We start from the raw sequence: 23892 nt of genomic DNA, 5'->3' as shown, positions 1-23892 counted from the left end.
TCCTACAGGAAGGGGAACAATATAGTCTCTCCTTTCAGGAGAGATTTAGAGAGGTTCGGCGCGGGGTCTCACCGCTGCCCTCTGCCCTCTGCCCTCTGCCTTCAAGGGCGAAGCCCCGTTAAAATCCCATAACCTTTGCCACAGCATCAATATTTGCTTCAATCCCTTGATAAGTCTCATTAACACTATATTCGATCGCACTGCTGGGATCTTTCAATCCATTACCCGTCAGCACGCAAACCACATTCGCTCCTGTTGGCACCTGGTCTTTCACCTTCAACAAACCAGCCACCGAAGCCGCCGAAGCAGGCTCACAAAAGATTCCCTCCTCCGAGGCCAACAAACGATAAGCATCCAAAATTTCTTCGTCCGTTACAGGATTAAACTCTCCATAACTCTCTTGTTGCACCTTATGGGCTTTTTCCCAGTTTGCAGGATTCCCAATCCGAATTGCTGTAGCGATCGTCTCGGGATCGGGAATTGGATGACCGGCAATAAAAGGTGCTGCTCCAGCCGCCTGAAAGCCCATCATTTTTGGCAGGTGACTAGACTTACCATCTTGCATATATTCATTAAATCCCATCCAATAAGCCGTAATATTTCCCGCATTGCCCACAGGAATACATAACCAGTCGGGAGCATCGCCCATCACATCAACAATTTCAAAAGCCGCGGTTTTTTGTCCCTGCAAACGATAGGGGTTCACCGAATTGACTAAAGTAACCGGATATTTCTCTGAAATTGACCGCACAATATTTAGCGCATCATCAAAATTGCCTTTCACCGCAATCACTTCTGCGCCATAGAGCAAAGCTTGAGCCAATTTACCCAAGGCCACATAACCATCTGGGATCACCACAAAAGCCCGCATGCCTGCTCGACGAGCATAGGCCGCTGCTGCTGCGGAGGTGTTCCCCGTACTGGCACAGATAACCGCATTGGCTCCAGCTTCTTTGGCTTTGGTAATAGCCATCGTCATCCCCCGATCCTTAAAACTTCCCGTGGGGTTCAAGCCATCATATTTGACATGAACTTTGACCTGACGACCAATGATGTTTGCGATCGCAGGAACCGGAATCAAAGGGGTGTTCCCTTCCAGAAGCGTCACGACAGGAGTAGTGTCAGTTACAGGAAGATAGTTCCGATAGGTTTCAATCAAACCTTGCCAGTTATTCGCACGGTTTGCAGCTTCGGAAGCTTGGGGTAAATTGGCGGAAGAAATGCTCAGAGTCACAATATGTATTCAGTTATCAGTTATCAGTTAACAGTTAACAGTTGTTGATTAATTAGTTATGAGTAAGATAGTTAATTTATTTTTTTCTATTCATCAAAGAGTTGAGTTCTAAGTTATCTAGGCACTCAAAACTCAACAGCCATTAAATCTAGTAAATTCAGGTATAAATAAACTGGCAATAAGCAACAAGACTGATAAAGAATACTTATTATCTTGATCCCACGAACATGGGACTTATTACTTATTACTTATTACCCATTACCCAAATTATGCTTCTTACTTTTCGCTAATTATTACACCAGAACTTATTTTACCTTGTGATCTGTTTCTATTAATCGATGGTTTGCTACCAGAAGCTGATCTACCACGATAACGATCTTTTCCTGAGTTGCGATTGTTGTATTTTTTCTTGCCGATAATGGGTTTAGAGATTCCAGCCTCAGGTACTTCCCAATCATATTTCATCCATTCTGGACAATCGCGATCATAAACCATCTGTAAAACAGCTGCCGCGATCGCCTGGGGATCATACTCATCACTCAACTCTCTTACTAGAGGCAAGAAAGATGCCATTCTCTCACCAGCCAAGGTTGCTTTGACTGTTGCCTGCAATTTATCGATGCGTTTTGCTTCTACTTGAGCGCGATTCGGGATCTTAGCTGTTTCCAATCTCACCCGCAGACGACGCTCAATCTGTTTCAACATGCGACGATCCATGGGTTGAATCAACGCGATCGCTGTCCCAGTTTTCCCAGCGCGCCCTGTCCGACCGATACGGTGGATATAAGTCTCTGCGTTATCGGGTAAATCGTAGTTAATAACATGGGTTAGGTTTTCTACATCCAAACCACGAGCCGCAATATCCGTCGCCACAATCATTTTGACTTTGCCATCGCGAAAGCGTTTGACTAGGCGTTCCCGTTGGATCTGACTTAAGTTGCCATGATACTCATCTACGCTATGCCCAGCTTCTTGCAGCTTAATTGTTAGCTCACTAGCAGTTCGCTTTGTTCGAACAAAAATGATTGCCGTATCTGGTTCTTCGATTTCTAAAATGGGCTGTAATGCCTGATGTTTTTGCCATCCCCGGGGCACCATATAGACTTTCTGGTCAATTCTTGTCGGAGCCGCGTCCTGTTGCTTAACTTTAACTACTACAGGACTCGTCAAGAATTGGCTGATTAGTTCTTTAATTTCCCTAGGCAGCGTTGCTGAGAAGCAAGCAGTTTGTCTGGTCTCAGGAGACTGACGCAGGATTTTTTTCACATCATCAATAAAGCCCATACTAAGCATTTCATCAGCTTCATCTAGTACGGCAACTTTTAGTTGATCAAGATGCAATTTACCTCTTTCGAGCAAATCAATAATCCTTCCTGGCGTCCCCACGACAATCTGGACTCCGCGCTGCAAGCTGCGAATTTGTCTTTCTATCGACTGGCCACCATATACAGTAAGGACAAATAATCTTCTGTTCCCGGTGAAATCTTTAATAGCTTCTCCTACCTGCTGAGCTAATTCTCTAGTAGGAGTTAGGATTAGAGCCTGTACTGATTTATCATCACTATCTATTAACTCTAAAGTGGGTAAGGCAAAGGCTGCTGTTTTCCCTGTTCCGGTTTGAGACTGGCCAAAAATATCTCTTCCTTCTAAAAGAGCAGGAATCGCTTGTCTTTGAATATCTGTAGGCTCGACAAAACCAATACTTTCTAATTGTTCTGCACAAGCGTCGGATAAGCCCAAATCTCTAAAAGTGACTGTCATAAGTATATTTTTTCTATGTTTTTACTAGTTTTACTTAAAAAAACTTTACAGTTTTTAACGTTGTTAGCTGTAGTGATCCCCACTCAAAAGATTGAAAAGGAATCCAAGGGCGGACTTCAGCAATCGGAAATCAGACTGTTGAATAAGCTGCTATAGGAGCAACTTCGCCATAAAGATCGTAAATATCTGCTCCCGTGATCTTGACAGGAACAATAGAACCTAAACTCGCATTATTGCCACGGACATAGATCATGCCGTCTACTTCTGGGGCAAACCTTGCCGAGCGACCAATAAACTCCCCAGTACGAGGATTTTCTTGTTCAATCAGAACGTCTACGGTTTTACCGATACAAGCTTGGTTTTTCGCCGCGGCAATGGGTTGTTGGATTTCCATTAAGATGTTGCGTCGATAATCCATAACTTCTGGTTCAATGCGATCGCCCATATCATAAGCAGCAGTTCCCTCCTCAGCAGAAAATGTAAATACACCTACATGATCAAACTGATGACGTTTTACAAACTCTGTCAAATGTTGGAAATGAGACTCTGTTTCTCCGGGAAAACCCACAATAAAAGTGGTACGAAACACCGCAGTCGGCAATTCCTGTTTGATCCGCTCCATAATGGCATCATTTACTCTTCCTTGCCAAGGTCGATTCATGGCCTTTAATATTTCAGGATGAGAATGTTGCAAAGGCAAATCAAGATAGGGTATGACGTTGGGAGTATCCCGAATCGCAGCTATTACTTCTGAAGTCAAGCCCGTAGGATAGGCATAGTGAATCCTGATCCAAGGTATGTCTACTTGTCCTAAAGCAATCAATAATTCTGCCAGCTTGGGCTTACCGTAAAGGTCTACACCATAGTTAGTAGTAATTTGAGAAATCAAGATGATCTCTTGGACCCCTTGCTGAGCAAGCTGCTGAACTTCAGTAACAATGGATTCGATAGAGCGCGACCGCTGATTGCCCCTCAGGTGAGGGATAATACAAAACGCACACCGGTAATCACAACCCTCGGCCACCCTAACATAGGCAACTCCTTCGGTAGTCGTACGGTAGCGCGGAACAGTTTCGTCGGCGATATATTCGGGCTGACTAGAAACTTCGCTAACCCTGTCTCCTTTTTCTACACGTTGAATGACATCAACTATTTTGTGATAGTCAGCACTACCAACCACAGCTACAGCTTCGGGAATTTCCTCTAGTAATTCTTCTTGAAAATGCTGTGCCATACAGCCAGTAATGACGATTTTCTTATCAGCTTCGGCCAATTCGACTAGGGTCTTTACGGACTCTTCTCTAGCAGCCTGGATAAAGCTACAAGTATTAACAACTACATAATCTGCTAGCTCCTCGCTGGAGTCTACTCGATAACCTGCTTCTGCCAGCAAACCTAGCATATGTTCTGAATCTATACGATTTTTCTCACAACCTAAGTGAGAGACGGCTATAGTTGGCTTTTCTGCCATACTTTTTTTGTTAAGTGACAATTTAATAATGTAGACAAGGAGTTTTTTGTTGCGTCAGACTCAATATCTCTATCGTCGGAAAGTTCGTTTTATAATCTCCCCTATTTTGTCACTCGATAAAATATAAAAATTATTTTGTGAGGCTAGGTAAGATATCGCACCTGACTGTTAATAAGAAACTACTACCCAGGCGTCTTAAATTAACTTAAGAAGCAATGTTTTCGATTCCTATTGTTAAGACATTGTAACAGATGGTTGAACAATTGGGAATAAATCTGCTAAGGAATTTGTGCTGGTGTTTTTTTTGTTAAGCTGACGATCTGCGAAGCAGTTGCTGGGCAATCATATCGTGGGAAAAATGAGTGAGAAATTAATTATGCTAGATTACGGATTAATCAGCATTGGCTGACAATAATTGACAATAAATCATCGACTTGCTACAGACGAATCAATGATTGCCTGGCAATATATTAGTAATTGGTAACTCCCACATTGAAGTAAAGCTGCATGGACACACAAATTATCCCTATTATTCTTGCTGGTGGTAAAGGCGAACGTTTTTGGCCTGTCAGTCGTCTCAAGCGCCCCAAGCAATTTTTATGTTTAGATGGCAGCGGTAGAAGTTTGATCCAATCTACTGCTGATCGCTTATTAGATTTGGCAGGAGGATGGGAAAATCTCTGGGTAATTACATCCTCAATTATCGCCGATGGGGTTAAAGAACAACTTCCCGACTTACCAGAAGCCAATTTACTGATCGAGCCGGAAGGAAAAGATACGGCCCCTGCAGTCGCTTGGGCAACTATTGAGATTGCCAAACGTTATGGAAAAGAAGCTGTATTGGGTTTCTTTCCAGCGGATCACTGGATTGGAGATAATCTTGCTTACGAGCAAACCTTAAAAGCTGCCGCCCAGCAAGCATTAAAAGAACCCTCTATCGTCACCCTTGGGATTAAACCAACCCACCCTGCCACTGGTTACGGTTATATCGAACAAGCAGCGCAGCAAGACTGTTTTAATGATTTGCCAATATATAATGTGTCTCGTTTTACAGAAAAACCTGATGAGGAAACAGCCCAAAAATTTATTGATACAGGAAAATATAGCTGGAACAGTGGGATGTTCATTTTTCAGGCAGGAGTAGTCCTCGATGAATTAAGTCGTTATGCTCCAGAAATCCTTGACCCTCTGCTACGAAAAGGCCCAGATGCCTATGCAGAATTAGAAAAGCAAAGTATTGATTATGCTTTGATGGAAAAAACCGAACTAGCTTATGTAATTCCTGCTAGCTTTAGTTGGGATGACCTTGGAGATTGGAATGGGGTAGAAAGGCTCCTCAAGAAAGATCAAGAAAATGTCGAGCTAGCTCATCATATTGGTTACGAGACCAAGGACGGAATTTTTTACAACAGCAATGATGGTGAGGTTATTGTCACTATTGGCCTCGAAGATGTAGTTGTCGTCAGAGATGGTGATGTCACTTTGGTTGTGAACAAAAACCGCACTCAAGACATTAAAAAGGTTGTCAAATCTCTAGCCGAAAAACCTGATTTGTCTCATTTATTGTAAGGAAGGCAAATATTAAAGTAGTGGCAGAATTTCAAGACAATCATGTCAACCGTGATTATGGAGAAGGAAAAGAGGAATTAATCCTTCTGCCCTCTGCCATCTTCCCTCTGCCTTCTGCCATCTGCCCTCTGCCTTCAAATCATGCTAGTTCTTCGGGAGCAACGGTATAAATCCCAATTTCCACTCTTTGCCAATGCTTACGAGAACAGCCTTTATTTAAGCCATCACTCACAGCTTGATAGGCTTTGTTTTTTGTGGGCCCGTCCAACTCTTCAGGATACATCCAAGCTAAAACCTCATGGGCATCCATGGTTTTGGGATAATGTTCCCGTAGACAGGCTTTGATGGCACCAGTTAAGGTTTCATGTTCGTCTATCTTGGTGCAGGGTGGCAGACGAGTACGGTTATGGGATTTTTTAGCCTTGGTACTTTTCCTCCTTCTTTTCTTGGTCGTTGTCGAGCGAGATGAGGGAGGACGATTTAACAAATCGGGGAAATCGGCTAAGTCAAGAGTCCAACATTCAGGTGAGTCGGGAACATTTGACCATAAGCCAAAATCTTCTCCTTGCTGCAATATTTGACTGACTCTGGCTTTTACTTGGGGCTGGTAGAGAGGAAGTATGGAAATTTTTTCCCCAACTTCTAAGGCGAGATAATCAAGACGCAGCATTTTCCCCTTATTACTGGTCAGGATTTCTTGGATTATCTTGGTTAAAACATCTTTTGTCGGCAGCTTAATTTCTGGTAATATCTGCGGAACTTCTTCTATCTCTGCGGTCAATTCAGGATTTGCTGCCCTATTCAAGGATGCTGTCGGACTGGCAGTGGGGTATTGCCAAGAAGCGGCAACAGAACTAAAACTACTGGCTGTGATTAAGGCATCTACTTGAGATAACTTAGAAGATGCGATCGCGGCTGCCTGTTGATGATAGGTAATCAACTGACGATAGTAATGAGCTAGCTGAGCCAAAGTCTGCTCAGTCTCTTGAGGCGGTTTGGGAGGAGGTTCAATCCACATAGTCACAATTTTAATTCGGTAAACATTTTCCTAGTGTTTGGTATAGCGCTGACAGTCTTTCCGGACTCCCTTGCATTTATTGCCATACGAAGGACAAATCGTAGCGTATGTCTCCCTTTCTACTTTTTTATCACAGCCTTGACAAACAAACTTATAGACTCGGGTATGGATTGTGCGGTTGTGGGCTTTGACGTGAACGTTTTTGCTTGCCATTGTTATGAATTACTACTTTGGTTTAGACTCTTTTTTAATCATATTCCTGCATTTTAAAACTTTAAGCGTGTTCCAGACTACTAAATTTGCTAAAGAAACCTAAAATTGGCAAGAGTCTTGTTTCTATGAATGCTCTTTAGAGAAATTCCCAGAGCTACTCAAAACCCAGAACCTGGTTTTTCTAGAAAAGCCATTTCTTCAGGAGTACTTTCTCTACCCAATATTTGATTGCGATGGGGAAATCTTCCAAAATCCTGGATTACCTTAAGATGTCGTTTCGCATATTCGATGCTACTTTGACTATCGGGATCATCTATAAGAGTAGAAAATAATTGAACCGCAAGATACTGATTCGCCAGATTTTCACTGTGTTCATAGGGCAAATAGATAAACCAACGTTGTACTGGTAACAAAACGCGATCATATCCTTTCTCTATCGCATATTGAGCGAATGCTAAGGCTTGGGAATCTGTGGCAAAAGCTTGGGGTTGACCCCGATAAATATTGCGAGGAAATTGATCTAAAACAATAATCAAAGCTAGACAGCTGAAAGGGTTTTCTTGCCAATAATCTAAGTCCCCTGCTTTGGCTAGTAGATAGACGGGCTCAAAAAATTCCTTAATCTGGCGATCGCAATTTGGGTCTTTAATAAACCAAAATTTCCTCGGTCTACCATAATCATTAGCCTCTTGCTTGCCAAACCAGAACGTTAATATAGTTTTATAGTTCATTTTTGTAATAAAACTTTAATGATTTTTCCGTAACTCCTATAGGCTTTGTAGATTGGGAATAAATGTCAGAGAAGAAAGACAAGAATCATAGCAATAACCATTTAAAGGTTATTTTACGTTTATTGTGATCTTGTTTATTTGGTAATTTCAAGTACAATTACACCACAATAATGCTTAAATGAGCATACAAGAACACTTAGAAACACTTAAAAACACTTATATTTCTCGCACACTAAAAGTCTATCTCTTTATGAGTAGCAAATTCAACTCAAATTATTCGTAAATATACATCCATGTCGAAATTAGGAAGACGTAAATTTTTACTGTACGGGTCAACAGGATTAGCTGCTACTGTATTTCTCAAAGGCTGCGCCGGTGGTAGTGATACCCCGAGTACTAGCACTGATGATTCCTCCCCTGCTTCAGCTAGTGGTGGAGATACGATCAAAGTTGGAATTCTCCACTCCCTAAGTGGAACAATGGCCATTAGCGAAACCACAGTTGTTGATGCGGAAATGCTAGCAATTGAAGAAATCAACGCCGCTGGTGGGGTTCTAGGCAAACAGATTGAGCCCGTTAAAGAGGATGGGGCTTCTGATTGGCCGACTTTTGCCGAAAAGGCGACTAAATTAATTGATAAGGATCAAGTAGTAACTGTTTTCGGCTGTTGGACCTCTGCCAGCCGGAAAGCGGTTTTACCCGTATTTGAATCCAAGCAGCATATGCTGTGGTACCCCGTACAGTATGAAGGTCAAGAATGTTCCCAGAATATCTTCTATACCGGTGCTGCTCCCAATCAACAAATTGAGCCTGCAGTAGATTGGCTTCTAGAAAATAAAGGAAAAGATTTCTTTTTAGTTGGTTCTGATTATGTCTTCCCTCGTACGGCGAATACCATTATCAAAGAACAGCTCAAAGCGAAAGGAGGTAATACAGTTGGGGAAGATTATTTGCCTTTAGGTAATACAGAAGTTACCCCCATCATTACCAAAATCAAACAAGCTCTTCCTAATGGTGGAGTAATCTTTAATAGCCTTAATGGCGATAGTAATGTTGCTTTCTTCAAGCAAATGCAGGGTGCTGGGCTGACCGCGGATAAATATCCTGTAATGTCAGTCAGTATTGCAGAAGAAGAAGTTAGACAAATCGGGACAGAATATCTTAAAGGTCATTATGCTGCTTGGAATTATTTCCAAACGGTAGAAAGTCCCGAAAACGAAAAGTTCGTTAAAGCTTTCAAAGCTAAATTTGGTGAAGATCGGGTAACCAACGATCCTATGGAATCTGCTTATATTATGGTTCACCTTTGGGCAAAGGCAGTTGAAGCAGCAGGAACAACTGAACTAGAAGCTGTGCGCAAGGCAGCAATTGGGCAAGAATTCAATGCACCACAAGGTCCAGTTAAGATGTTCCCTAACCACCATATTTCTCAGACGGTAAGAATTGGACAGGTCAGAGATGATGGTTTATTCGATATAGTATCTGCTACTGATGGACCAGTAGATCCCATTCCCTGGAATCAATATGTACCAGAAACTAAAGGATATGCTTGTGACTGGACAGATCCTAGCAAAGGCGGTAAGTACAAAATCTAGGGATAAAGGATAAGGGATGAAGGATAAGGGATGAAGTGCCGTAATATTTTTGGTTTCTTCTACTCTTATTCTTCTTGCTCCTTAGAAAGAATTTCTTGTCAAAATAATTGGAATATCTGTGTCTGCATTAATTGAAGGCTTATTTAACGGCATTAGCATTGGTTCAGTTCTGCTGATTGCCTCGTTGGGATTAGCAATTGTTTTTGGGCTGATGGGAGTCATTAATCTCGCCCATGGTGAATTGATGATGTTGGGAGCATATACAACATTTGTAGTGCAAAATATTTTCAAGCCTTTGGGAGAACCTTGGTTTGATTTTTATATTATATTTGCGATTCCTGTCGCTTTTGTGGTCGCGGCGATCGCGGGCCTAATTCTGGAAAAAGGTGTGATTCGCTTCCTCTATGGACGACCGCTGGAAACTTTATTAGCTACCTGGGGTGTGAGTCTCATTTTGCGTCAATTTGTTCGTAGTGCCAATTGGCTACTGATAATTTGTCTTGCGGTATTTTGCCTGTTCTTTTTTGGTGGGATGATTTTTTCGCGTCGCCGTTCTGATTGGGAAAGAATTAGGAATTTGGCCATTACAGTTTTATTGCCAATATCTGCTGCGATCGCGGTGGTAACTGGATTTTTAATTAGCAGCTCCTCTGTGCTCACCAAAGCCTGGTTTAGTGCCAGAAATGTTGATGTCACTGCCCCAGGATGGTTAAGAGGCGGGATGAAAGTCTTAGGTTTTCAAATGCCTTACGCTCGTATATTTATCATTATCTTAACCATTATTTGTTTGGTCGCTGTTTATTGGTTCTTAAATCGCTCTACTTGGGGCTTAAGAATTCGCGCTGTAACTCAGAATAGGGAAATGAGTTCTTGTTTGGGCATTCCTACAGCTAAAGTCGATGCTTTGACCTTTGCTTTGGGTTCGGGTTTAGCTGGCGTGGCGGGTTGTGCCGTGAGCTTACTTGGTTCGGTGGGGCCTAATACGGGACAGAACTATATTGTTGATACTTTTATGATAGTAGTAGTGGGCGGTGTCGGAAATTTACTGGGTTCGGTGCTAGCAGCTTTTGGGATTGGCATTATTAGTTATCTAATTGGTTCTGGCACATTAGTTTTTATGCTGCCTGGTGCCGAAAGCCTGCAATGGTTAGTTGATATCCTGACGTTTTTTGCGACTAGCAGTATGGCCAAAGTGATGGTATTTGCTCTGATTATTTCTTTCTTACAAATTAAACCTGCTGGGTTGTTCCCGCAAAAAGGTAGAACAGCAGAATTATAATTGAAAATTGCTTGCACTAAAGTACTTCCTCGAATGGGGGAAAATTGAAAATTGAAAATGATTAGTAGGAAAGAATTAGAGAAGAAGCAAAATAAAAAAAGGCAATTAATTGAAATTGGCATTGCTGTCGGGTTGGTAATTATTTTTGCTGTTATTTTGCCTGCGGTGCTTCCTGCTTTTCGCTTGCGGCTTGTCGGTCGGTTTTTGTCATTGTCAATTGTCGCTTTGGGTATTGACCTAATTTGGGGCTATACAGGATTACTTAGCCTCGGGCATGGCATATTCTTCGCTTTGGGCGGTTATGCCCTAGCAATGCATCTCAAGTTGCAGTTGCCTGATGGACAATTACCAGAATTTTTTACCCTCTATGGGGTTAAAGAGTTGCCTGGTTTTTGGCAACCTTTTTATTCTTTTCCGGTAACAGTGATCGCAATTATTGTGATCCCCGGAATTGTTGCCGGGTTGCTTGGTTATTTGGTATTTCGTAATCGAATTAAAGGGGTCTATTTTTCAATTTTGACTCAGGCTGCTTTACTAGTATTTTTTAACTTTTTTAATGGCCAGCAAAAACTGATTAATGGGACTAATGGACTCAAAACTGATACGGAAACGATATTTGGGGTCTTGGCTAGTTCTGCTAATGCTCAAAGAACCTTTTATATTTTGACAGTAATCTTTTTGGTCGCAATTTATTATCTTTGTCGTTGGCTAACTAGTGGTCGTTTTGGTCGTTTGTTAATTGCCATTAGAGATGACGAGACTAGGGTGAGATTTTCTGGGTATGATCCAACAGGTTATAAAGTTTTGGTCTTTGCCATTTCAGGCGCGATCGCAGGTATTGCCGGAGCCTTATATACCGTTCAGACGGGAATTATCACCCCTAGTTTTATGCAAGTCGCTTTTTCTATTGAAATGGTTATTTGGGTTGCCGTCGGCGGTAGGGGCACTTTAATTGGCGCCATCATTGGCACACTTTTGGTAAGGCTCGCTCAAACATTTTTAAGTGAAAGTTTTCCTGAAGTTTGGTTGTTTTTCCAGGGGGCATTATTCCTGATTGTGGTGACAGTTTTACCTGATGGCATTGTTGGGTTGATTAGAGATAGTAGCTGGAAAAATCTTTTATCTTTGTTTGGTTATCGTCAGCCAGCAGCAACCTATCCTAGTTTGGAACAAGATCCTGAAGTGCAAAAAGAAGAACAGGATATTTTTGGGGAAAATTGAAAATTGACGCTTGCGGAGCTCTACCCGAAGGGTCCCGACCCCGCGCCGCCGACAGGCGCAAGAGAACGCGCGAGTTTGAGAATTAAAAATTGAGAATTGAGAATGAACAAAATTCTGGAAATCGAACAATTAAGTGTTAGCTTCGATGGGTTTAAAGCCTTAAATAACTTAAATTTCAGTATGAATACTGGGGAGTTGCGAGTTATTATTGGGCCTAATGGAGCAGGGAAAACCACCTTTCTTGATGTGATTACGGGAAAAGTTCAGCCGACAGAAGGAAGAGTCTTATTTAAAGGTAAAAATCTCCAGAAAATTCCTGAGTTTAAAATAGCAAGACTAGGAATTGGCCGTAAGTTTCAGACTCCTAGAGTTTATCTTAATCTCACCGTCAGAGAAAATTTAGACTTGGTTTGTAACCGGAACAAAAACGTATTTTCTACATTATTTACTCGTCCCAGAGCGACAGAAACCAGAACAGTTGCCGGATTGATTGAAACTATCGGCTTGGAAGCTAAAGCCGATGCGATCGCATCTTTGTTATCTCATGGCGAAAAACAGCGTTTAGAAATTGGCATGTTAGTTGCCCAATCTCCAGACTTATTGTTAGTAGATGAGCCGGCTGCCGGGTTAACAGATGAAGAAACCAAAAATGTTGGTGCTTTACTACTAGCCTTAGCAGAAAGCCACTCAATTATTGCGATCGAGCATGATATGGAGTTTGTTCGCCAAATTGCCAATGATCAAGTAACAGTATTACACCAAGGTTCTGTCCTTTGTGAAGGCAGTATGGATGAAGTGCAAAATGATCCTCGGGTAATCGAAGTTTATTTAGGAGAAGCCCCATCTATTACACCCGAACAACTAAATATTTTGCGAATAGCGGCTTCTATGGCTTGGGCAGATGATTATTTTGCCCCAGAACAATCAGAGGTGATTTTGTCTAATTTGAGTCGAGAATTCGCGATTAGTGAAGAGCATCAAGATCGTTTGAAAAAAGAACTCCAAAATTATCTAGCTCTCAATAATCCTTTGGAAACATTAGTTGCTAAGTTGAAAAACTTCGGAGAAAAGGAAAGAGTATTAAGACTTAGTTATGAAATTATTAGATCTAATGAAATCAACGAAAAAGAAGTAGTTGTATATCAAAGACTTTTAGAACTTTTGGATTTACCAAACGAGATAATTGAACAAGTAGAAACAGAAATTGAAGCAAAGTATAACGGATAATTAAGTAATAAGTAATAAGTAATAAGTAATAAGTAATAAGTAATAAGTAATAAGTAGAAATGACTAGGGAAGAATTGACTGGAGAACAAGAGACTGATTTGGCATTGAGGATATCTAATCTTAATGTCTATTATGGGGAAAGCCATATTTTGCGTAATGTTGATATGAGCATTCCCTCTGGCGAAATGGTCTGTTTGATTGGCCGCAATGGAGTTGGAAAAACTACTCTGCTCAAAACTATTATGGGATTACTCAAATCTCGTACCGGAAATATATTTTTTGCCGACAAACCGATTGCTCAACTAACTCCCGATCGCCGAGCCAAATTAGGCATTGGCTATGTTCCCCAAGGGAGAGATATTATCCCTCGGGTTTCTGTTGAAGATAATTTATTATTGGGCTTAGAAGCTCGTCCTCAAGGCAGAAAAAGAAACGACAAAATACCTCAAGAGATTTTTGATCTTTTTCCTGTTCTCAAAACCATGTTATCTCGTATGGGAGGTGATTTGAGTGGCGGGCAACAACAACAACTCGCGATCGCCAGGGCGCTGATGGGAAAACCTCGTTTACTGGTTTTAGATGAGCCCACAGAAGGAATTCAACCCTCGATTATTCTAGAAATTGAAGCAGCAGTTAAAAGAATTATTGAAGCTACAGGCATTTCTGTTTTGTTAGTAGAACAACATCTGCATTTTGTCCGCCAAGCTGATAAATATTACGCGATGCAAAAAGGGGGCATTGTGGCTTCAGGCAGTACGGAAGAATTGAGCCAAGAAGTTATTCAGAAATTCCTAGCTGTTTGAGCGCAATTTTGTCCTCGGAACTCATTTGATTTGGGATTATTAGGGGACAGCTAATAGACTACGGGTTTCTGAGGCGGCTGCTTTCATTGCTTGTTCTGAGGTCATGGTATCTGTTAAAGCAGCACTTAAATAGCGTTGTAAGATGTCTGATGCTTGGGCATATTGCACAATCGGTGGACGGAGCGTTGCATTTTCGACAACCTCCAATAATTGAGGATAGTGAGGGTATGTCGCCACAATGGTAGGATCATTATACAGCGATCGCAAACTAGGTATATAACCCGTCTCTATGGTGAACTGTCTCTGATTATCTTCGCTAGAAACAAATTCAATAACACGCCAAGCTTCTTCAGGATGAGGTGAACTGGAAGTGATCCCTAGTCCCCAGCCACCTTGACAAGCACTACTGCTATATCCTTCTCGATGAACCATAGGCTTGAGGCCATATTTGCCCGCAATTCCCGAATCTGCGGCTAAGACTGCCACATAGGGCCAATTGCGCAGAAATACAGTCTCTCCCGCTTCAAACAGACGACGACTTTCTTCTTCGGCGTAGGTGGTCACTCCTGGAGGTGAGATTCCTTTCTGCACTGTGTTGCGGAGAAATTCCACAGCAGCGATCGCATCTCCTGAGTCCAACCCAACTTCTAAACTGTCAGCATTGATCCAATAGGCCCCAAAACCCTCTAAGACCTCAATAAACATTGCCGGCAGACCTTCATATTGTTTCCCTTGCCAAACAAAACCCCATTTCGCGACTCCTTTTGCTTGCAAATCTTCGGCGATCGTAACTAGTTCTTCGAAGGTATTAGGCGGTTCATAACCATTTTCCTCTAGCATATCGGTGCGATAATAGAGCATCCCTCCATCAGAGCGAAAAGGCATCCGATACAGTCCCCCCTTAAATATGCCCCCAGCGACATCTCCAGGCAAAAAAGCCTCAAGTTCTTCTGGAGAGATAAATTCATTGAGATCTCGCAGCCATCCCGCAGCGGCAAATTTCGGTAGCCAAACCATATCGAGATAGGCCAAATCGTAGGGAGAATCTCCCAAAATAAAAGCTGAAGTATAAAGATCTTCTACCAGATTTGTGGCATTGGGAGCTTTGACAATTACAAGGTCGATATCTGGATTTTCTTTTTCAAATCTAGCTTCTAAAGGTTCCCACTGAGTTGCTTCAAGAGCCTGCATCATTACGGTAATTTTGATGCGTTCTGAAGGCTGAGTCGGACTTGGTGATACAAAAATCAATAGAGAGATGAGAATCGTAATCCCCAAAAGAAAAAAGCGACCCACCCGAAGTTTATGTTTAAAGATATTCCAGTTACTATTCATTCAGCAATACTAACTTTAGTTTGGGGAATTCTAACAGAGTTTGAGCATTAAGCATTAAACATTAAACATTGATACAGTGATTCTCAAAATATCTGCGGTTTAATGGGTTTTGGCTTTCGCTGTGAAAAATGATCTAAGGTAGATAAGTAAGTGATTAGGCATCAATAAACTTAAAATAGCAATCTGGGATTGTCTATTATTCTCTGGCATGAACATTTTATATCAAATTTTAAACTAACATTATGACTCCAAATCCTCAGATTATGGACTCAGTCGATAATCTTAATTATCGAGTTACGGTAGGTGATGTTGCCGCACAAGCAGGATTAAACCTCAATGTAGCCCAAAATGGCCTGTTAGCCTTGGCAGCTGACGCCAATGGGAATCTACAGGTTGCTGAATCAGGGGATATTGTCTATTGTTTTCCTAAAAATTTCCGAGCTGTTCTGCGTAACAAATATTGGCAACTACGATGGCAACAATGGTGGTCAAAAGTTTGGCAAGTTTTATTTTATCTAATTCGGATTTCCTTTGGGATTGTCTTGATCTCCTCGATCGTATTAATGTTGCTGGCAATCTCGATTATGGTCATTTCTCTAAGTTACAGCTCTAATGATAATAATCAGAGAAGGGATAATTATCGTGGTGGCGGTGGGTTTATTTCCTTTTACAATATCTGGTCTTTTTCTCATTTTTTGCGATGGTTTCAACCTAACTATTCTTCACGAAATTATCAGCAGCGAAATTATCAGCCAAGACAAAATAGCAATGATGATAATGAGATGAGCTTCCTCGAAGCTGTTTATTCTTTTCTCTTTGGAGATGGCAATCCTAATGCTGATTTAGAAGAGAATCGCAATGCAAATATTGGTCAATTAATTAAAAGGAATAAAGGGTCAATTGTTGCCGAACAGGTTGCTCCTTTTATAGATAAAACTGATGATAGCGAAGATTTTATGTTGCCGATTCTTATTCGGTTTAATGGCTATCCAGAAGTATCGAACGAAGGTGGCCTAATTTATTATTTTCCTGAATTACAAGTAAGCGCAACTCAAAACAGTAATATCTCTCTGCCAGATTTCCTCGAAGAGCAGCTTTGGCGCTTTAGTCAGGCAAGTAGAAGCAAGATTTTGTTGGCTATAGGTTTAGGCGCCGTCAATTTGATTTTGGCCTTGATGCTAGGCTCGCTGCTCCAGTATGAGGTTAGTAGTGCTTTTGTTGCTTTTGTGAGTTCGATTTATGGAATTTTATTGGGTTATGGAATTGCTTTTCTCTTAATTCCTTTGCTGCGCTATTTTTGGATTCAAAAACGTAATGAAAAAATTGCTGTTCGCAATCAATCTCGGCAAGAAAGCGCGATCACATTAAAAAACTTAGATAGCTCTTTAGAGAAAAAAATTAATTTTGCCCAACAATTCGCTCAGCAAAAAATTATTGGAGAGCAAGATCTAGTCTACACAACAGAAACAGATCTCTTAGACCAAGACATCAAGAACAGTGAGAAAACAGATCGCGAGTGGGAAGAAAAATTATTATCCAACTCCGATGAAACGTAGGAAAACATGGCGTTACTGAATCCAGGAATTCGTTTCGCGCAAAGGCGCAAAGACGCAAAGAAAGAAGCAAAGAAGATTAGTCCAAAATTCTTTCATGTTTTAAATCAGCAACGCCGAAAACATTAACCTCCAATTTGATCGGGATCAATCCCCATTTCCCGCAGCTTTTCCGCTAGAAGACTCGCTTTTTTTTCTGCGTCTTCTGCCGGTTGGCGCTCATCTTCTGCCCTTTGTGCAATTTCTATATACTTCAAAAAACGCTGTCCATTTGGGTGGAAAAGTTGTAACTCATCGTCTGCTAAACCAAACTTGATCTGCAATAAAGGACTTACCCAATCAGCGATCGGCTCGATGACATCAAGGAACCCTTCCCGACGCAGCCATCCACTCAACTCATTTTTGTCGGGATCGTAGAGATAATATTCATCTACACCAAAGCGATCATAAAATAACAACTTTCGGCTCATCTCAGCCCGTCTATTGCCTGGTAAAAGAATTTCAAAAACTATTTGAGGCGGTAAATTGTCTTCTTCCCATTGTTTATAGGAGCCGCGATCACGCAGTGCCAGCGAAGCTGATCGCCCTTAGGCCGACCCAAAACTACCATGACATCAGGCGCTGTACATTTCTTATTGTCCCCTTCTACGGGATACCATAGCAAATCACCCGCCACAAAGACATTGGGGTTATCTTTAAAGAGCCACTCCAAATTTTGCTGAATCGTCACAATCCAGTGAAATTGCTTAGTATTATCTGCCATTGGTTTGCCATCACTGTCTGGATAGATAATCGCTGGCTGGGAGGTTGACTGTAGCTGGACCATCGCCTTAACCTTAGTTTTTGCGGTAATCCCAGATTAGCATAATGATAGGTTATCGCACAAAGTTGGCATATTGCTGGTAAACCTTGAATGCAAACAAGTTGGTACAATGATCCCATTGTTAATAATTCTTAATTCATACTAATATTACCTGGGTTCGATGAGTATACAATTTACTGGTTCTGAATAGGGATTTGGGGATTTGGGGATTTAGGAAAAAACCTATTACTTAGTTGTTCAACTAATCAAAAAAAATTCGTCGAACTCCTAGGAAACAAATTGTTGCTCTCGGACATAACGAATTCTTGTCGTTGGATGCTGATGTTAATATTATTTTTTCAGCCAATTTAAGTTCTTGATTAAGTTTTTCCTCAAAAGAAATGTTTTACAAAATAGAAATATTTAATTTTATATGGCAAATTCAAGGCTAAAGGCAATCAGAACTTATTTACGTCCTCACTGGAAGATGGTTTCTTTGGGGATTCTTTCTCTATTTTTAGTTAATATTGTAAGTGCTTATCTTCCTCTGCTGATTAGCAATAGTATCGACCAGCTAAAAATTGGTTTCAGTTTTTCTGAGCTATCACATCAGGCAATAATTCTACTCATTCTGGCTTCTCTCATGTGGGGAATGAGAATGCTGTCAAGGATTATGATTTTCGGTGCGGGGAGACAAGTTGAGTTTGATCTAAAACAAAATATATTCCAGCATCTGTTGACTCTTGAACCTAGTTATTTTAGCAATGTTTCCTCGGGAGATCTGATTAATCGTGCGACTAGCGATGTGGATAATGTCCGCCGTTTGGTGGGATTTGTGGTCTTAAGTTTTGTCAATATTATCTTTGCCTATGGCTTTACTTTTCCTTTTATGTTGAATATCAATGTTCCTCTGACATTGATGGCTATTTCGGTGTATCCATTGATGATTATTACGGTACAACTCTTCAGTGGCAAGATGCGAGATAGTCAACTACAAGTCCAAGAAAGCCTTTCTGAGCTAAGTGAGTTGGTTCAAGAAGATATTAGTGGTATTTCTTTGATTAAAATTTATGCTCAAGAAGAACAGGAAAGGACTGCATTTCGCCGGAAAAATCAGAAGTTATTAAAAGCTAATCTCAAACTTGCCCAAATTAGGAATTTATTGTTTCCCATGATCGAAGGGATTTCCTATATTGGTTTATTGATTTTACTTTGGTTGGGGACAGAGGCGATCGCGAGAGGAGAAATTACAGTTGGTAATTTTGTCGCTCTTATTCTTTATGTGGAAAAACTAGTATTCCCTACTGCCTTGCTGGGATTCACGATTACAGCTTTTCAAAGGGGAGAAGTCAGTATAGATCGCATAGAATCAATTATTCTTGCCGAGGCCAAAGTTAAGAATCATGAGACTCCAATTAACCTCAATACTGAAGAGATCCGAGGGAAAATCACCGCGCGCAACTTGACTTATAACTATCCTGATAGCAAAGTTCCCGCACTCAATAATCTTAATTTTACAATTCAACCTGGTGAAACGATCGCAATTGTCGGTTCCATCGGTTCTGGAAAATCGACTTTAGCCAATGCTTTACCTCGTTTATTAGATGTCGCTCCAGGGCAACTTTTTATCGATGGCTACGATATCACTCAGTTGTCATTACCGGATCTCAGGAAAGCGATCGCCTATGTCCCTCAAGAGAGTTTTCTATTCAGTACTACGATCAAAAATAATATTCGTTACGGAGAACCCCTGGAAGAAACTGCAGAAATAGAGTATGCGGCTAAACAAGCCCAAATTCATCCAGAAATTATTAATTTCCCCAAGAAATATGAAACCATGGTTGGTGAACGGGGAATCACACTTTCCGGTGGACAAAGACAGCGAACTTCTTTGGCTAGAGCTTTGATGATAGATTCCCCGGTGTTGATTTTGGATGATGCCCTTTCTAGTGTGGATAACGAGACTGCCACTGAGATCTTAAATAATCTTTCTCCTGAGCGAGACAAAAGAACCGTGATTTTCATTTCTCATCAATTATCGGCGGCAGCCAATAGCGATCGCATTTTAGTGATGGATCAGGGAAAAATTGTCCAGTCTGGAACTCATGATGAGTTAGTTGAGCAGGATGGATTATATCAATCACTCTGGCAGCAACATCGTTTAAAGGAAGTTTTAAATTAATGTTTTATCTCGCGCAAAGAGGTCAGACTCCGCGTCGGCGTCAGACGCAAGGGAACGCTGACCTAGCAAAGGTGCAAAGAAATCCTATGACAAGTGAATCATCAAGCAAAGTAACTAACATAGTTAATATTTAATACCGCTCCACTCGCGCAAAATTGGCAAAACAAAGCTGATGGGAGATCGCCTTTCTACTGTCACTCTAACGGTTGTAGTTGTCCCTGGAGAAATTTCCAATTGTGGCCCATTAGAAGATGACCAATCATAGCCGCTAAAGGTTTGGGGATTGGGATGTAAATTGGCGATTGCTTCGATTTTGCCTCCTGCTTCTCCCATCAATTGTTGGACTATTTCCGAATTTCCTATCACAGAGGTTACCCCTTCGGAGGTAATAGGCAAAGCAGAAACTTGGGTGATTTCTCCCATAATTCCGCCAAATCTGGCGCGTTTTACCGTGTCTGGCGTGATCAAAATTGGCATTTGGGGTCTAATTTTCTTGCCATCCTCTACCGTAAAATAGGTAAAACTCATCATTTCCCCAGCTCCGCCATCGGTTTGCAAAGTTCCCAAGCTAGTTCCCGGATTCAGATATTGCCCTACCGTAACGGTTATTTCTATCATGCAGCCAGCATGAGGACTTTTAATCATACTGCTGTCTACTACTTCTTTTTGTAAACGGGCGATCGCTTGTTCTAGGTCTTGAAGTTGATTTTGTTCGCTATTGTTTGCTTCGAGATTATCCTGCTCTAGCTGTTTTTCACGGGTATTCAGACTTTCCAGCTCAGAGTTAAGTTGAGTAATTTTGTTAAGGTTTTCGCGATATTTCTGTTGTAGTTCTGCTTCTTGTAATTGCAACTTTTGTAACTGTGATTGAGTCTCGGCAATCTGCTGACGACTTTGCCGATATTCTTTTTCTGCTTGCAAAACTCGTTCTTGTGAAATTGCCCCCAATTCTTGTAATTCCTTTTGTTTGAGAACTCTTTGTTGAAGTACTGGGGTAAGCTCTTCTGCATCTTCAAGACTTTGCTGAAGGCTGCGACGCTCTTGCTCAAGACTATTTAAACCTGCTGCTTGCAGACGAGGAGTTATTTTTTGGGCATCTTGTAATCTTTGTTGCAAACTAATACGTTCTGAGGCAATTGTTTTGGTTTCCAATTCGGTTCTTGATTGCCTTAGTAAAATCGTTTTTTCTATTTGTTGTTTTAATTGCGTTAGTTTAGCTTGCTGTTGCTGTAATTTTTGTTTGGTATCTGAAGGATCGATTATTGCCAAAATTTCATTCTTATCAACGCATTTTCCATCGCTAATGTTTAAAGATTGGAGTTCTCCCGAAATTGGGGATTGCAATTGCACCACTCGACGAGGATTAATGAGAATACCTTTACCTGTTACTGTGATGGGTATATTCCCGAATACGCTCCAAAGTATGGCTAATATCCCGAAAATTAATAATCCACCCAAAGGCAACCAATCCTTGGGGCCGACAACTTGCATCAATCTATCAAGTCTTTCTGGGGAGGATAGGCGATCTAATGCTTGTTGACGAAAAAGACTGCGTTTTTCTTTGGACATTCGTTAACCTTATAAAAATTAAGTCATTTGTCGGGCTATCAGATCGGCAAACAAACCTTCTACTTCTGCTAATTCCTCAAACTTGCCTTGCTGTAATATTTTTCCATTTTGCAACACATAAATTCGATCAGCATGACGAATCGTACTCAAGCGATGGGCAATCACAATTCGAGTAACTCCCAACTGTGCCAAACTGCGAGTAACAATTGTCTGGGTGCGATTATCCAAAGCTGATGTGGCCTCATCGAACAATAAAATCTGGGGCTTATTTACCAGCGCACGGGCAATAAATAATCTTTGTCGCTGTCCCCCAGAAAGATTTCCGCCTCCTTCAGAAATAATTGTATGTATGCCCATCGGCATCCCTTGAATATCATCGGCTAATCCTGCCATCTCCAATGCTAACCAGGCTTCATCTTGGGTGATAATGGCACCTCCTGCAATATTTTCCCAAATCGAACCACTCATAATTCGACCATTTTGCAACACCACCCCTAACTGTCTTCTGACAGCGGCAATATCTAATCCTGATAAGTCTTTTTCGTCATAGGATATGGTTCCCGATATGGGAGTTTCGAAGCCCAATAATAATCGCAAAATAGTTGACTTGCCGCTCCCCGATGGTCCGACAAGCGCAATAAAGTCTCCTGGTGTGACTTCTAGGTTAATCTGATCTAGGACTAGCGGACTATCCTGGCGATAACGAAAGCAAACTTGATCTAATTTTAGGGCCCCGGAAAGCTTGCCTGGATGAAATTTCTGGCTATCTACTTCGAGCTTAGCTTGAAAAATTGGTTGGGCACGTTCCCATAAAATAGTGATTTCTACTATATCAATCAGGATGTTGCTCAAGCGGGTCGCACTAGCAATAAAGGTGATAAAAGCCGTGTTAAAGGCCAAAAATCTGCCGGTGGATAACCCTGACGCTGGAGATTGGGTAGTCAAGTAAACCGCAAATCCAAATAAGAGAATGGAACTGATTGCTGGCAGAGTAATATTAAAACTGGTCAGAATATCTTCAATTGACTGAGTACTTAAGATTAGTTTAACTTGTTGAGTATATTTTTTTGCCCAGCAAGCAAAGGCTTTTGATTCGGCTGCGGCGACTCTTAGCTTGGAGACTCCACCGATTAATTGCACTGTTAGACCAAATATTTCCCCTGACAGTTGCTGGAGAGGTCGTATTTTCTGGCGGGTAACTATACCTAATATGGTAGTAATAATTATTGTTATTAGAGCGATCGCGATCGCAACTAGGGCTAAAGGAAAGCTATAAATCAAGAGCAACCCCAGATTCAGTAGGGAAAAGAAACTAGTGAATATAGTCCTTAAAATACTACCGCTTAGGCGATCGCGAATCTGAGTCACCGCAGAAACGCGATTATGTAAATCCCCAGTGGAATATTTACGAAAAAAAGCTGGTTTGAGTTTTAGTAGTCTGTCCCAAACTGCCGCTTGTGTATCAAAGCTAACTTGGGTTTGAATCCTCAGAAGGGCAAAACTTTGGGCTAATTGAAAGATAACTATGCCAAAACTTGCAGCAAATAAGCCTAATCCCATCTGAAGTAATAAGTTGCGATCGGCATCGGGAATGGCATGGTCGATGAGGATACCTGTAATTTGCGGAGTAAGCATCCCCAATAGGGTTGCCGCAATACCCACCCAACAAATTTTAATTAAGTCTGAAGTTCGACCTCTTAGGGAAAATTTGAGAATGTCAAAAAAGGTGATTTCTTTATCAGGTAAAGGACGATAAAAAGTATAGGCGATGAGCTGTAATCTAGTCGCGACATGACGGTTCACTGCTTTGCGAGTCAAGTCTAGGGGGTTTAGCATTTCATAATTAGCGCCTTTGTTATTTAGAAGTGCCACGGGAAGATTATCTTCTTGCCGAAAAGCTAGCAAGGGACCACAGTCTTTTTGCCACCAGTTGGCAATCAGGGTTACTCGGCGAGTCCGAAAACCAGAAGCGCGGGCAATGCTCTCCAGGGTGTCTGATTTTTCCGATTGGGCAGGAGGCCGAATAGTTATGCCCAAAGCTTGGCCTAAAGCGCTCACAGTAGTTAACAAAGGAGTTTCTTCTTGGACAATGGGGTTGGTGGGGTTGAGGATAGAGGCTAGTTCTTCAAGGGCTTTTTCTCTCATAAAATGCGGCGCCACTTATTACAAAAATAAATCTTATATTTTAAACGAAGGAATTATTTAATTTATAAATAAGGCGTTGCTGATTTAAAACATGAAAGAATTTTGGACTAATCTTCTTTGCTTCTTTCTTTGCGTCTTTGCGCCTTTGCGCGAAACGAATTCATATCTGGATTCAGCAACGCCA

At 41.3% G+C, this 23892-nt stretch carries 17 protein-coding genes and 1 pseudogene; 9 read left to right on the top strand and 9 right to left on the bottom strand.

Going from position 1 to position 23892, the window contains the following annotated elements; translation table 11 throughout:
- Positions 1–118: 118 nt before the first annotated feature.
- The 3 genes from thrC to rimO form a co-directional block, all read right to left on the bottom strand.
- A complete protein-coding gene (gene thrC, locus XEN7305_RS06395; protein ID WP_006508548.1) occupies positions 119–1234 on the bottom strand; it encodes a threonine synthase in 1116 nt (371 codons plus the stop codon).
- 276 nt (positions 1235–1510) lie between these two features.
- Positions 1511–2995 (bottom strand): DEAD/DEAH box helicase, encoded by a 1485-nt coding sequence (locus tag XEN7305_RS06390; RefSeq protein WP_006508547.1) that lies wholly within the window; start codon positions 2993–2995, stop codon positions 1511–1513.
- Between the two features lie 130 nt (positions 2996–3125).
- On the bottom strand, positions 3126–4466 hold the full coding sequence (gene rimO, locus XEN7305_RS06385) for a 30S ribosomal protein S12 methylthiotransferase RimO (RefSeq protein WP_006508545.1): 1341 nt from the start codon (positions 4464–4466) through the stop codon (positions 3126–3128).
- Positions 4467–4973: 507 nt separating this feature from the next.
- Here rimO and XEN7305_RS06380 point away from each other — a divergent pair.
- Together XEN7305_RS06380 and XEN7305_RS29285 are read left to right on the top strand one after the other, a co-directional pair.
- Positions 4974–6035, top strand: a complete 1062-nt coding sequence (locus XEN7305_RS06380; RefSeq protein ID WP_006508544.1) for a mannose-1-phosphate guanylyltransferase — start codon at positions 4974–4976, stop codon at positions 6033–6035.
- Between the two features lie 20 nt (positions 6036–6055).
- Entirely contained in the window at positions 6056–6205 is a 150-nt protein-coding gene (locus XEN7305_RS29285; RefSeq protein ID WP_173399695.1) for a hypothetical protein, read from the top strand.
- On the opposite strand, the gene XEN7305_RS06375 is transcribed toward XEN7305_RS29285, so the two are convergent.
- Together XEN7305_RS06375 and XEN7305_RS06370 are read right to left on the bottom strand one after the other, a co-directional pair.
- Positions 6175–7059: a hypothetical protein gene (locus XEN7305_RS06375; protein WP_238568942.1), complete on the bottom strand. Its 885-nt coding sequence runs from the start codon at positions 7057–7059 to the stop codon at positions 6175–6177. The two genes, XEN7305_RS29285 and XEN7305_RS06375, sit on opposite strands and share 31 nt — an antisense overlap.
- A gap of 365 nt (positions 7060–7424) precedes the next feature.
- On the bottom strand, positions 7425–7997 hold the full coding sequence (locus XEN7305_RS06370) for a DUF924 family protein (RefSeq protein ID WP_006508542.1): 573 nt from the start codon (positions 7995–7997) through the stop codon (positions 7425–7427).
- A gap of 293 nt (positions 7998–8290) precedes the next feature.
- Here XEN7305_RS06370 and urtA point away from each other — a divergent pair, with 293 nt between their 5' ends.
- The 5 genes from urtA to urtE all read left to right on the top strand — a co-directional run bounded on the left by urtA (position 8291) and on the right by urtE (position 14122).
- Positions 8291–9592, top strand: a complete 1302-nt coding sequence (gene urtA / locus XEN7305_RS06365) for an urea ABC transporter substrate-binding protein (RefSeq protein WP_006508541.1) — start codon at positions 8291–8293, stop codon at positions 9590–9592.
- 118 nt (positions 9593–9710) lie between these two features.
- Entirely contained in the window at positions 9711–10871 is a 1161-nt protein-coding gene (gene urtB, locus XEN7305_RS06360; RefSeq protein ID WP_006508540.1) for an urea ABC transporter permease subunit UrtB, read from the top strand.
- 57 nt (positions 10872–10928) lie between these two features.
- Entirely contained in the window at positions 10929–12092 is a 1164-nt protein-coding gene (gene urtC, locus XEN7305_RS06355; RefSeq protein ID WP_006508539.1) for an urea ABC transporter permease subunit UrtC, read from the top strand.
- A 102-nt stretch (positions 12093–12194) separates the two neighbouring features.
- Positions 12195–13319 (top strand): urea ABC transporter ATP-binding protein UrtD, encoded by a 1125-nt coding sequence (gene urtD, locus XEN7305_RS06350; RefSeq protein WP_006508538.1) that lies wholly within the window; start codon positions 12195–12197, stop codon positions 13317–13319.
- Positions 13320–13378: 59 nt separating this feature from the next.
- A complete protein-coding gene (urtE, locus tag XEN7305_RS06345) occupies positions 13379–14122 on the top strand; it encodes an urea ABC transporter ATP-binding subunit UrtE (protein ID WP_006508537.1) in 744 nt (247 codons plus the stop codon).
- Between the two features lie 39 nt (positions 14123–14161).
- Here urtE and XEN7305_RS06340 read toward each other — a convergent pair whose 3' ends face one another.
- Complete coding sequence (locus XEN7305_RS06340) at positions 14162–15457, bottom strand: ABC transporter substrate-binding protein (RefSeq protein WP_006508536.1); 1296 nt, start codon at positions 15455–15457, stop codon at positions 14162–14164.
- Between the two features lie 242 nt (positions 15458–15699).
- Here XEN7305_RS06340 and XEN7305_RS06335 point away from each other — a divergent pair, with 242 nt between their 5' ends.
- Entirely contained in the window at positions 15700–17013 is a 1314-nt protein-coding gene (locus XEN7305_RS06335) for a hypothetical protein (RefSeq protein WP_006508535.1), read from the top strand.
- Positions 17014–17135: 122 nt separating this feature from the next.
- Here the strand turns inward: XEN7305_RS06335 and XEN7305_RS30280 are convergent.
- A pseudogene (locus XEN7305_RS30280) lies at positions 17136–17836 on the bottom strand (Uma2 family endonuclease).
- Between the two features lie 409 nt (positions 17837–18245).
- Between XEN7305_RS30280 and XEN7305_RS06325 the strand changes: the two are divergent.
- On the top strand, positions 18246–19994 hold the full coding sequence (locus tag XEN7305_RS06325) for an ABC transporter ATP-binding protein (protein WP_006508532.1): 1749 nt from the start codon (positions 18246–18248) through the stop codon (positions 19992–19994).
- 123 nt (positions 19995–20117) lie between these two features.
- Here XEN7305_RS06325 and XEN7305_RS06320 read toward each other — a convergent pair whose 3' ends face one another.
- Both XEN7305_RS06320 and XEN7305_RS06315 read right to left on the bottom strand, forming a co-directional pair.
- On the bottom strand, positions 20118–21563 hold the full coding sequence (locus XEN7305_RS06320; RefSeq protein WP_006508530.1) for an NHLP bacteriocin system secretion protein: 1446 nt from the start codon (positions 21561–21563) through the stop codon (positions 20118–20120).
- A gap of 18 nt (positions 21564–21581) precedes the next feature.
- On the bottom strand, positions 21582–23708 hold the full coding sequence (locus XEN7305_RS06315; protein WP_006508529.1) for an NHLP bacteriocin export ABC transporter permease/ATPase subunit: 2127 nt from the start codon (positions 23706–23708) through the stop codon (positions 21582–21584).
- Positions 23709–23892 lie beyond the last annotated feature (184 nt).

It is taken from the genome of Xenococcus sp. PCC 7305 (genome assembly GCF_000332055.1).
Lineage (GTDB): Bacteria > Cyanobacteriota > Cyanobacteriia > Cyanobacteriales > Xenococcaceae > Xenococcus.
Note: the sequence above shows the minus strand (reverse complement) of the source record. Positions and strands in the feature narration are given on the sequence as shown.

Excerpts from the sequence above, each read along its gene's own strand:
- XEN7305_RS06390 (WP_006508547.1), bottom strand. The coding sequence starts at position 2,995 with ATGACAGTCACTTTTAGAGATTTGGGCTTATCCGACGCTTGTGCAGAA.
- rimO (WP_006508545.1), bottom strand. The coding sequence starts at position 4,466 with ATGGCAGAAAAGCCAACTATAGCCGTCTCTCACTTAGGTTGTGAGAAA.
- XEN7305_RS06380 (WP_006508544.1), top strand. The coding sequence starts at position 4,974 with ATGGACACACAAATTATCCCTATTATTCTTGCTGGTGGTAAAGGCGAA.
- XEN7305_RS06370 (WP_006508542.1), bottom strand. The coding sequence starts at position 7,997 with ATGAACTATAAAACTATATTAACGTTCTGGTTTGGCAAGCAAGAGGCT.
- urtA (WP_006508541.1), top strand. The coding sequence starts at position 8,291 with ATGTCGAAATTAGGAAGACGTAAATTTTTACTGTACGGGTCAACAGGA.
- urtC (WP_006508539.1), top strand. The coding sequence starts at position 10,929 with ATGATTAGTAGGAAAGAATTAGAGAAGAAGCAAAATAAAAAAAGGCAA.
- urtD (WP_006508538.1), top strand. The coding sequence starts at position 12,195 with ATGAACAAAATTCTGGAAATCGAACAATTAAGTGTTAGCTTCGATGGG.
- urtE (WP_006508537.1), top strand. The coding sequence starts at position 13,379 with ATGACTAGGGAAGAATTGACTGGAGAACAAGAGACTGATTTGGCATTG.
- XEN7305_RS06340 (WP_006508536.1), bottom strand. The coding sequence starts at position 15,457 with ATGAATAGTAACTGGAATATCTTTAAACATAAACTTCGGGTGGGTCGC.
- XEN7305_RS06335 (WP_006508535.1), top strand. The coding sequence starts at position 15,700 with ATGACTCCAAATCCTCAGATTATGGACTCAGTCGATAATCTTAATTAT.
- XEN7305_RS06325 (WP_006508532.1), top strand. The coding sequence starts at position 18,246 with ATGGCAAATTCAAGGCTAAAGGCAATCAGAACTTATTTACGTCCTCAC.
- XEN7305_RS06320 (WP_006508530.1), bottom strand. The coding sequence starts at position 21,563 with ATGTCCAAAGAAAAACGCAGTCTTTTTCGTCAACAAGCATTAGATCGC.
- XEN7305_RS06315 (WP_006508529.1), bottom strand. The coding sequence starts at position 23,708 with ATGAGAGAAAAAGCCCTTGAAGAACTAGCCTCTATCCTCAACCCCACC.